The organism is Mycobacterium sp. (assembly GCF_050701675.1).
Lineage (GTDB): Bacteria > Actinomycetota > Actinomycetes > Mycobacteriales > Mycobacteriaceae > Mycobacterium.
Genome location: NZ_JBOGDD010000720.1, coordinates 1 through 9623, shown reverse-complemented (window position 1 = coordinate 9623; position 9623 = coordinate 1). Strand labels below are relative to the sequence as shown.

10 protein-coding genes are annotated in these 9623 nt (G+C 67.6%); 9 read left to right on the top strand and 1 reads right to left on the bottom strand.

All coding sequences use genetic code 11. The features are described 5' to 3' along the window. Positions 1–14: 14 nt before the first annotated feature. Complete coding sequence (locus ACRDUX_RS22165) at positions 15–1574, bottom strand: PucR family transcriptional regulator (RefSeq protein ID WP_526416542.1); 1560 nt, start codon at positions 1572–1574, stop codon at positions 15–17. Between the two features lie 113 nt (positions 1575–1687). Between ACRDUX_RS22165 and ACRDUX_RS22160 the strand changes: the two genes are divergently transcribed. The 9 genes from ACRDUX_RS22160 to ACRDUX_RS22120 all read left to right on the top strand — a co-directional run bounded on the left by ACRDUX_RS22160 (position 1688) and on the right by ACRDUX_RS22120 (position 9604). Beyond that, positions 1688–3115: a cytosine permease gene (locus ACRDUX_RS22160; RefSeq protein WP_526416540.1), complete on the top strand. Its 1428-nt coding sequence runs from the start codon at positions 1688–1690 to the stop codon at positions 3113–3115. Next, positions 3112–3354 carry a hypothetical protein gene (locus ACRDUX_RS22155; protein ID WP_526416538.1) on the top strand — a complete coding sequence of 81 codons (243 nt, stop codon included), beginning with the start codon at positions 3112–3114 and terminating at the stop codon, positions 3352–3354. The genes ACRDUX_RS22160 and ACRDUX_RS22155 overlap by 4 nt, the downstream gene beginning before the upstream one ends. A gap of 174 nt (positions 3355–3528) precedes the next feature. Continuing rightward, the gene (locus tag ACRDUX_RS22150) at positions 3529–4887 is read left to right on the top strand and encodes an aminotransferase class I/II-fold pyridoxal phosphate-dependent enzyme (RefSeq protein WP_526416536.1); all 1359 of its coding nucleotides are present in this window, start codon (positions 3529–3531) and stop codon (positions 4885–4887) included. A gap of 81 nt (positions 4888–4968) precedes the next feature. After that, positions 4969–5445 (top strand): OsmC family protein, encoded by a 477-nt coding sequence (locus tag ACRDUX_RS22145; protein ID WP_526416534.1) that lies wholly within the window; start codon positions 4969–4971, stop codon positions 5443–5445. Then, on the top strand, positions 5442–6452 hold the full coding sequence (locus ACRDUX_RS22140; RefSeq protein WP_526416532.1) for an LLM class flavin-dependent oxidoreductase: 1011 nt from the start codon (positions 5442–5444) through the stop codon (positions 6450–6452). Before ACRDUX_RS22145 ends, ACRDUX_RS22140 begins: the two co-directional genes overlap by 4 nt. Beyond that, complete coding sequence (locus tag ACRDUX_RS22135; RefSeq protein WP_526416530.1) at positions 6449–7429, top strand: LLM class flavin-dependent oxidoreductase; 981 nt, start codon at positions 6449–6451, stop codon at positions 7427–7429. Before ACRDUX_RS22140 ends, ACRDUX_RS22135 begins: the two co-directional genes overlap by 4 nt. Further along, positions 7426–8412, top strand: a complete 987-nt coding sequence (locus ACRDUX_RS22130; RefSeq protein WP_526416528.1) for a methionine ABC transporter ATP-binding protein — start codon at positions 7426–7428, stop codon at positions 8410–8412. Before ACRDUX_RS22135 ends, ACRDUX_RS22130 begins: the two co-directional genes overlap by 4 nt. Next, positions 8409–9101: a methionine ABC transporter permease gene (locus ACRDUX_RS22125; RefSeq protein WP_526416526.1), complete on the top strand. Its 693-nt coding sequence runs from the start codon at positions 8409–8411 to the stop codon at positions 9099–9101. The genes ACRDUX_RS22130 and ACRDUX_RS22125 overlap by 4 nt, the downstream gene beginning before the upstream one ends. Before the next feature lie 38 nt (positions 9102–9139). Continuing rightward, positions 9140–9604: a MetQ/NlpA family ABC transporter substrate-binding protein gene (locus ACRDUX_RS22120; protein ID WP_526416524.1), complete on the top strand. Its 465-nt coding sequence runs from the start codon at positions 9140–9142 to the stop codon at positions 9602–9604. The last annotated feature ends 19 nt before the right edge of the window (positions 9605–9623 follow it).

Sequence of the window (9623 nt, the reverse complement as noted above, 5' to 3'; positions counted from 1 at the left end):
ACCCGGACTAGGGGTCAGCTCAGCGAGTCGGCCTCCAGCGCCAGGAACAGATCAACGCGATCCTCCAGGCGTGTCACGTCACGGCCGGTGAGTTCGCTGATTCGGGCGATCCGGTTGCGCAGTGTGTTGACGTGGACGTACAGCTCGCTCGCCGTTGTCGACCAGTGCGCATCGTTGCCGAGGAAGACGCGCAGTGTGTGCTCGAGCGAGGTGTCGTGCTGCTCGTCGTGTGCGCGAAGGGGCAAGAGGATGTCGTCGGCGAAGCGACGCAGCACCGCACGATCGTGCAGACCGAGCAGCATGCGGTGAGTGCCGACGTCAGCGAGCGTACCGACGCGAGACCCGCTGTTGCGGCGGCGAAGTACGTGGCACACCTCCCGTGATCCGATCAACGGTTCACGCAGGCCGGTGGAGTCGGCCGCCACGTCGCCTATTCCCACGACGGTGCGGTCGGTGGGGAAGCGCGCCGTCACCGTGGTGACCAGATGATCCGCCAACTCGACGAGCTCCGACGCGGCACGGTGCCACGGGAAGATGGTGACGGTGTCACTACTACCGGGCACGACCACCGCAGGCATGCCACCACTGGTGAAGAATGTCTCGATCTCGTCGGTCGACCCGGCGGGGCGTAGGGGATCGTCCCCCACGACGATCGTCATCACGGCGAGCGGCGCCGACGGGTCGATTCCGAAGGCTCGTAACCTGTCCTGAACTTCCGGCATCCTGGCCGCGCCGGACAGCACCATCTCCAACAGTTCGCTGGCGAACCGCGACTCGATCGCCTGCAGCGCTTGCTGTTTGGTGACCTCGAGACTGAGAAACCGGGCCGCCTGCTCGACGGCGTCGCGCTCCACCGCAGTCAACTCGGCAAGTGACCGTAGGCAGAACAGGCCGGCATCCACGTCACCCACCGCGCCCTCGACGAGGAAGACGGCGGCGCGGCGTCCGTCGGGCAGGTCCACCTCCAGCGGCGGGGGACGACGGGCCAGCGCCTCGGCGGCACCGTCGTCGAGGCCGTCGTCGACATCGGCGACGGTCCCGGCCAGCCGTCGGCCCATTCGGTCCACCACCACCAGTGGCAGATCGTGGTCCCGGCGCAGGACCTCGAGCACACCCTCGGCGCCCCCGCCGCGGGAGATCGACGTCGCGAGAGCGTTCCCCCGGCGCACCAGGCTGGCGAGCGCGTCCTGGCGGGCTGCGCTCTGAATGCGTGCCGCCGTCTCGGTGATCGCCGTGAACGGAACCGAGACGGAGACGGTCGCAAGGGGCATGTCGGCGATGGCACAGGCGTTGACGAGGTCTTGTGGCGGCTGAGGGGTCTGCTCGGTGAGGCCGAAGATCAAGCCGGACGCCCTGGCGTTGGCGAGCGCGGCGACGAACTGCCCGGCGGTGACGCTCGACCGCCACAGCCCGTTGGTCAGCACCAGTTCGGTCGCACGGACGTATGGCGAGGGATCGGGCAGTTCGGTGTTGTGCAACCACAGCACCTCGCGGTCGACCGCATCGCGAGGGCCGGTGACGACGAGTGTCAACTCCAGCGCAGAGTCGTCGAGAAGTGCTCGAAGATTCAGCATCGTGTTGTGGCTACCTCCATCTCGGGCTCCTCATCATGGATGTTTATACACTGCTGGGCCGCGTTCGACGGTGTTTCGATGAGCGGAACCCAGAGCACCGAGGAGCTTCCGCCATGACCACCAGCAAGCCAGCGACTCCACTGACGTCCTACCCCGTGGCGACCGACAGCGCCGTGCCATTCGATGCACACGGAATCGAGCCCATCCCAGAGGGCAGTCGAGACTGTTCGCCGTGGGAGCTGTTCTGGATCTGGGCGGGCGCCAACATCGCCCCGATCAACTGGGTGCTTGGCGCCTTGGGAATCACGTTGGGCCTGAGCTTGATCGAAACGCTGATCGTGGTCGCGGCTGGCAACGCGATCGGGTGTGCCGTGTTCGGCGTCTTCAACGTCATCGGCCACCGCACCGCGGTGAACCAGATGGTCCTGGGCCGTGCCCCGTTCGGGTTGTCCGGGGCGTCGATCCCCGGGCTTGTCCAGTGCCTCCTCACGATGGGATGGGTCGGCGTCAATACGTGGGTCGTGCTCGACCTGGTGCTGGCCATCCTGGCCGAAGCCGGCGTGACGGGCGGTGTCTGGCTCGACGTGCTCGTCGCGGCGGGGATCATGTCGATTCAGCTGGGCTTGGCGCTCTACGGCTTCTATGCGATTCGAAGTTTCGAGAAGTACACCGTCCCGGTCACCGCTGCCGTGATGGGCCTGATGACCGTGCTGGCGATCGCGACGACGGACGTCAACTGGACGATTACGGGCGTGGTGATGGACCAGGGGGACAAGGTCACCGCCATCACGCAGTTGCTCACCGCGATCGGCATCGGCTGGGGCCTGACCTGGATTCCGTACGCATCCGACTACAGCCGGTTCGTCCGGGTAAGCGCATCGCCGCGGGCGGTGTTCTGGTCGTCGGCCCTCGGTATGTACATCCCCACGGTATGGCTGGCGGCGCTTGGTGCGTGCCTGGCCAGCGCGGGCAACGGCAGCGACCCCTCGACGCTGGTGGTGAGCACGTTCGGCGTGATGGCAATCCCGGTGCTGCTCTTGCTGATTCACGGCCCAATCGCCACCAACGTGCTCAACCTGTATTCGTGTGCATTGGCCGCGCTGTCGATCGGGGTGCGCGCAGCGCGGTGGAAGGTCACGCTCATCGCCGGACTCTTCGCGTCCGCGGTGCTCGCCGTATTCGTCGAGGCCGACAGCTTTGCGCACGCCTTCGACAACTGGATGGTGTCCATCCTGGTCTGGATCAGTCCATGGGCCACCATCGTCGCAGTGGACTACGTCGTGCTGCGCCGCGGCGCGCTCGACGTGGACTCGCTCTACGAACCCGCCGGGTCTGATGGAATTCCGCGGTACCGCGCCGGGGGACTGGTCAGTCTCGCCGCGGGCATCATCGCGGGATGGGCCTGGCAATACGGCCTAGTGCCCGCGATGCAGGGGCCACTGGCGACGGCGCTTGGCAATACGGACTTCTCGTGGTTGTCGGGCAGCGTCGTGGCAGGCGGGCTGTACTTCGTGCTGAGTCGACGGGCGGCACGCGTGTGAGCATCGTCGAACCCTCGCCGTCCGTGGTCAGCGCTACCCGGCTGTCGAACAGCTTCCTTGGCGAACTGATCGAGATCTGCTTCGTCACTGCCGACTACCGCCGCACCATGGCGGGCCTGGTGCGGCTGGGCATCGGGCCCTGGCTCCTCCGCCTGCTGGTCACACGCCTCCGGTTCGCGAGCAAAGCAGCTGACGAGGTGCGCAGCCTTCTCGTCGCGGCGGTATGTCCGTACTGGTGACTGCACCCGTCCGCGGTTTGTCCAGCCGTCGACTACCCCCGCGAGCTAGCGGAGCCATCGAAAATCCTATGTTCAAAACGAGTTTCGCGAGATACGCGCACGCTGGGTTTAAGCCTGTCACTGGGGGCCGTCGTTGCTAGTTTCGAGCAGTTCGACGTGAACTGGGAGGTCGGGATGTCACACCACACGAGCAACGACGACGGTCTGTCGGCGATCCTGGCAGCGGTCGGCGAGCCGAGTTCCCGCGCGCTCGCCACCGCAGTCGAGTCGCTCATCCGCGACGGGGTGCTGCCCGCCGGGCAACGACTGGCCACCGTGCGCCGCGTCGCGGAGGCGCTGAACGTCAGTCCCGCTACGGTGTCGGTCGCGTGGACCGAGCTGCGCCGGGCCGGCTGGCTGCACACCGATCGCAGGCGCGGCACCGTGGTGGCTCTCACCTTCGTCGACGACGTCCGGCCGTGGTCGCAGTATCCGTTGGACGAATATCTGCCCGATCCGCAGCTGCTGCCCCCGCTCGAGGCAGCCTTCGCCGCCGCCGCCGCGGGCCGCCGCGCGGACCACGACACCGACGCCGTGGAGCCGGCACTGCTCGATGCGGTGACCGCGACGTGGCCGTATGCGCCCGCTGCCTTCACCGTCGCCAACGGGGGGTATGAAGGTACGTTGCTGGCACTGCGCGCGACGGTCCGGCCCGGCGGCGCGGTCGCCGTCGAACAGCCCACCGCGCCGCGCATCCTCGATACGCTGCGGGCGGTCCGCGCAGTTGCGATACCAGTGCAGGGCGACGCCGAGGGGCCGCTCCCGGATGCGCTGCAGGAGGCCCTCTTTCGCCGACCGGACGTATTCCTGTACCAACCGCGTTCCCAGGTGCCCAGTGGGACGACGGTATCGCACCGGCGCATCGAGGAACTGGCCTCCGTGTTGGAACGTGCCCCGTCGCCGGTGACGGTGATCGAGGACGACAACATCGGCCCGGCGAGTTCGTTGCCTGCGCGCTCACTCGGCGGGGTGCATCCCGATCGGCACGTGCTGATCCGCTCGTACTGCAAGGCCTTCGGGGTCGACATTCGCACCTGCGTCATCTCGGGTCCGGCCGAGGTGGTGTCGCGCATCGACCGCATCCGTACGCTCGGCATGCTGGCGACGAGTCGCCTTCTGCAAGGTGCGCTGGCCCACCTACTGGCTGACGAGGTGACCGGGCGCCACCTGCTCATCGCCAGGCGCAGACACCGCGACCGGCGCAGGGCGCTGGCCGCAGCGCTGCGGCAGCATGGGCTCGATGTACCCGGAGACGGTGACGGCCTCGCACTGTGGGTCCCCGTCGACGACGAATCGCATGCCCACGAACAGCTCTCTCGCCTCGAGGTCACGGTCGGCTCCGGTGCCGCCTGCCGGATCCAGGCGCCACACGCTTCACACGTCTGGGTGGGTACCGGATCCCTCCCGGACGAACCCATGCGGATCAGTGAGCTCGCAGCACTGCTCGCCGACGCCGCAGCAGTTCCAGAGACCGGGATCACCACCGTCGGATGAGAGAGACAACCGTTGTCGCACAATACTGTTCGTGATTACCTGCCCTGGAAGCGCGCTGCGCGTGCACGCCTGGTCGACCGCGTGCGCGGGGGAGCTACCGCGCCGCTGACCGTGTCGGCGCGAGTGGAGGTCGCTGGTGCGAGTGGCATCCGACGGATTCACATTCGTGAGCACACGGTGATCAGCGACAGCTCGACCGACTATGCGGGATTCGACCTCGGACCGACCTCGCCGGAGTTGCAGCTCGGAGTGCTCGGCAGTTGCCTGGCGCACACCTTGCTCATCCACGCGGCCGCATGGGACGTGGTGCTCGACACGGTGGACGTGCAGGTCTCGGCGCAACTCGACCCGCGCGGTGGCATCGACGGGTTCGACGATGCCCCCAAGCAGCCCACCGACTTGCGTTACCTGCTCCGCGTCACGTCACCGGAGCCGGCCGAGACCATCGAGCGCCTCGTCGCTCACGTCGACGCGGTGTGCCCGGTGCTGAACCTGCTCCGGGCGCCGACCGAGATCCGAGGGGAGCTCGACCTGGTGGCGAGCGGGGCCGTGGCGTGAGCTTGAAGTTGGGCTTCCGCACCCACGTGACATCAGGCCGCACGCCCGCCGACTCGCTGCGCATCGCAATCGACTTGTTCCAGGCTGCAGAGGAACTCGGCTTCGACACGGGATGGGTCGCGCAGCACCGGTTCGGGGACACCGACGGATCGCTGCCAGCCCCCTTGGTATTCCTCGCCGCCGCAGCGGAGCGCACGCACCGCATCGGCCTCGGCACGGCGGTGGTGGTGCTGCCCACCGAGGACGCGCTCGCGCTGGCCGAGCAGGCCTCGGTGGTGGACAGCATCTCTGGTGGCCGACTGGAGCTCGGCGTGGGGACGGGCGGCCATCGGCAGACGTTCGCCGCGGCAGGGGCCGATATCTTGCGCCGCCACGTCGATTTCACGACGAAGCTCGGCGCGCTGACATCGGCATTGAGAGGGGAACCGATCAACGCGACGGACGCGACACTCCAACCGGCAGCCACCGCCCTCGCCGGGCGACTGTGGGAGTCGACCACCAGTGTGTCCGGTGCGCAACGAATCGGGCGCAACGGAAATGGCCTGCTCCTGGCGCGCAGTGTGTACTTCTCCGACACCCCTACCGACGAGCATCAACTGCCGGTGCTGCGGGCGTACCAGACGGCAGCGGGAACAACCGCCCGCCGTGTCGGCGTATCGCGCGCGGTCTACCCCGCCAGCGACCGCCGCACGTCCACGAGGGACGTGACCGACGGAGTGAACGGGTATGCGGCACAGATGGTCCGGGAGGGCCACTTTCCAGCAGGCCTCGACGCCGAGGAGTACCTCCGCCGGTCGTACCTGCACCACGGGCATCCCGATGAGGTAGTGGCCAGCCTGCTGGCCGACCAAATCGTTGCGCACGCCTCAGAACTGATCTGCCAAACCGCCCCTGGCACCGTGGATCCCGCCAAGACGATCGCCGCGTTGGAACTGACGGCGCGTGAAGTGGCACCACGGCTGCGTCAGCACCTTGCGCAGACCCCACCGCTGGTGGCGGCCCCGTGACCGTGCCTCGGCTGGGCTTCCTCACTCATGGGGCGTCCGGTGCTTCCGACCGTGAGATCGTCGACGACACCATCGCGGTGTGCGTGGAGGCCGAGAGGCTCGGATATCACTCGATCTGGTTGGCGCAGCACCACTTCGGCGCCGAGGGTGGAGTGGTGCCCTCACCGCTGGTACTGCTCGCCGCCATCGCGGCGCGCACCGAGCGCATCCGGCTGGGTACGGCGGTGCTCACACTGGCGCTCGAAGATCCCATTCGCGCGGCAGAGGACGCCGCGCTGGTCGACCTGATCAGTGGTGGGCGAGTGGAGCTGGGCCTTGGCTCGGGTGCGCATCCGCCTACGTTCACCGCGATGTCGCGGGACTTCAGTCGCCGTGCCGACGACAGCAGTGTCAATGCCGGGGTACTCGCCTCGGTGCTGTCCGGTGACGCGTTGCCCGGTGGCGCCGTGCTCACGCCGCCGTCGCCCTCGCTCGGGCAGCGGTTGTGGCGAGCCACCACCACCCGCAAGGCCGCCGCGGCCGCCGCCCAGCTGGGTCAGGGCGTCCTACTGGTCCGATCGTGGCCACTGGAGGCGCAACCGGTGGGTCGGTTCCAACATCCCATCGCCCTCGAGTACCGGCAGGTCGCGGCGGTCAACGGCTGCCCGCCGCGACTAGGGGTCAGCCGAACCATCCTGCCGGGTCCCGACGCCACGATGCTGGCCCACGCCGCCGCAGACGTCCGAGATTGGTCGCGTGGCGAGGGCCTCCCATCCGCTCTCAACGACGGTGATGACGCGACGGTTCTGGAGCGCCACAGCGTCATCCACGGCTCAGCCGCCCGGATCACCGACGCGCTGCAGTCGGATCCGACGGTGCGGCTGGCGACCGATCTTCTGGTGCAATTCCAGCCGACGCATCTGTCACTGCGCGATTCGCTTTCCGCGCTCGGGAGCATCGCGGAATCCGTCGCGGCGATGGGCGGCGGTGAGATGTGATCGAACTCCGCGGCGTCAGCAAGTCCTTCGCGCTGGGATCAAAGACATCGACCGTGCTCGAGGACGTGTCGATCCATGTTCCGCGCGGTTCGGTTACCGGCGTGATCGGGCCCAGCGGTGCGGGCAAGACCACGCTGCTGCGCTGCGTGAACCGACTCGAGACCCCGGACAGCGGTGAGATCGTGGTCGACGGCAGTACGGTCACGGCACCGATGTCGGGCCGCGAGGTCGTCGCGTTGCGCCGCAAGGCGGGAATGGTGTTCCAGTCGTCGAGCCTGATGGCGCACCGAACCGCGGAGGGCAACGTGGCCTATCCGTTGGAGGTGCATGGCGTCGGTCGCAGCGAGCGGCGGCGTCGTGTCGCAGAGCTGCTCGAGCGGGTCGGGCTGTCCCGCCATGCCCGCTCCTACCCAAGCGAGATGTCAGGTGGTCAGCGGCAGCGTGTGGGGATCGCGCGGGCGCTGGCGCTGAACCCACCGATTCTGCTTTCCGACGAGGCGACGTCCGGGCTGGACCCCGTGACCACGGTGTCGATTCTGGGACTGCTGCGGCAGCTCCACGACGACCTTGACCTCACCATCCTGTTGATCACCCACGAGATGGACGTGGTTCGCCGTTACTGCGACAGGGCCTCGCTGCTGCGCGACGGGCGGGTGGTCGATCAGGGCGTGGTCGCCGAGCTGGCGGCCGACCCCGCGTCTGAATTGGGCCGCCAACTGTTCGTCGCCCCGCCGGCCAACCCAGCGGGTGACGCCGAGATCGGGCTGTCGCTGCGCCTGGGCTCTGCGTCGGCGACCGAGGACTGGCTCGCCGAGCTCACCATCGCGGTCGGCGTCCGGCCCCGCCTGACGTCGGCGACCATCGAGGCCATCGACGGACGCACTGTCGGGCTGGCCACGATCACCGTGCCGGTCGATGCGGAACGGGATTGCCGTAAGTGGCTGCTGGCCAACGGTGTTCACGTGGAAGAGGCGGTGGTATGAGCTCGTTGACGGCGGTCGCGCTCGGCGCGACTCCAATCGACCAGTTACCGAAGGTGCTCTGGCCCGCGCTGATCGAATCCCTGGTGATGACCGGCGCGTCCTTCGCGCTGTCGGTGGTGATCGGCATACCGATCGCCCTGATCCTCGTCGTGACCGCGCCGGACGGGTTGCGGCCTTCGCGCCTCGTCTATGGGTCGCTGGGATGGATCGTCAACGTGGGCCGCTCGTTGCCCTTCATCATCCTGCTGATCGCGCTGATTCCGGTCACCCGCCTGCTCATCGGTACCGCCATCGGCGTGGCGGGCGCGTTGGTGCCGCTGACAGTCGGCGGCGCGGCCTATTTCGCGCGCCTGGCAGAGGCGGCGCTGCGCGAAGTTCCTCGCGATGTCGTCGACGTCGCATTGGCCTCCGGGTCGACGCTGCTGCAGACCACTCGCAAAGTGCTACTGCCGGAGGCCCTTCCGGCGCTGCTCTCAGCGGGCACCGTGCTCGCGGTCGGCACGCTTGCGTTCTCCGCGATGGCGGGTGCGGTCGGAGCGGGAGGCCTCGGTGACCTCGCGATCGCCTACGGCTACCTGCGTTTCGACAACACCGTGACCTTCGCGACCGTCATCCTGCTGATCGTCATCGTGCAGGTCATCCAGGTTTGTGGCGACGTCGCCGTGCGGATCGCGTCGGCACACCGCTGACTCTCGCCTTCACCCATCAATTCGAAAGGCAACACCCCATGTCTCCTCGTCGTTCCACGAAGTTGACCGCTGTACTGGCCACGATCGCCCTAGCCGTCGGGCTCAGTGCCTGCGGCGCACAGGGCGACCACGCGACACCGGCCTCGCTGAAGATCGCGGCTGCACCGGATCCCAAGGGGGACATCACCAAGAAGGTGATCGAGCTGGCCAAGGCTCAGGGCATCGACCTCGAGTTGGTGTCGACCACGAACTCCGTCAACGACCATCAGCTTCTCGAAGACGGCGACGTCGACATCGACTTCAACTCGCACGTGCCGTGGTTCAACGATCAGGTCGCCACGAACCACTTCAAGCAGACCTTCGTCGAGACCGTGTTCCTGACTCCGACCGGCCTGCTTGGATTCAGGCGGTCGCTGCAACAAATGTGGACGGGTCTGACAGTAGTCGGTGGAGTTCTTCGGCTGGGGTGCGCCAGTTGTGGCGTTTGCGGGGTCGGGCGTTGAGTTCGGCGGCGACGTTGTC

Bases quoted from the DNA above. Each gene is read 5' to 3' on its own strand.
- ACRDUX_RS22150 (WP_526416536.1), top strand. From the start codon at position 3,529: ATGTCACACCACACGAGCAACGACGACGGTCTGTCGGCGATCCTGGCA.
- ACRDUX_RS22165 (WP_526416542.1), bottom strand. From the start codon at position 1,574: ATGCTGAATCTTCGAGCACTTCTCGACGACTCTGCGCTGGAGTTGACA.
- ACRDUX_RS22160 (WP_526416540.1), top strand. From the start codon at position 1,688: ATGACCACCAGCAAGCCAGCGACTCCACTGACGTCCTACCCCGTGGCG.
- ACRDUX_RS22120 (WP_526416524.1), top strand. From the start codon at position 9,140: ATGTCTCCTCGTCGTTCCACGAAGTTGACCGCTGTACTGGCCACGATC.
- ACRDUX_RS22125 (WP_526416526.1), top strand. From the start codon at position 8,409: ATGAGCTCGTTGACGGCGGTCGCGCTCGGCGCGACTCCAATCGACCAG.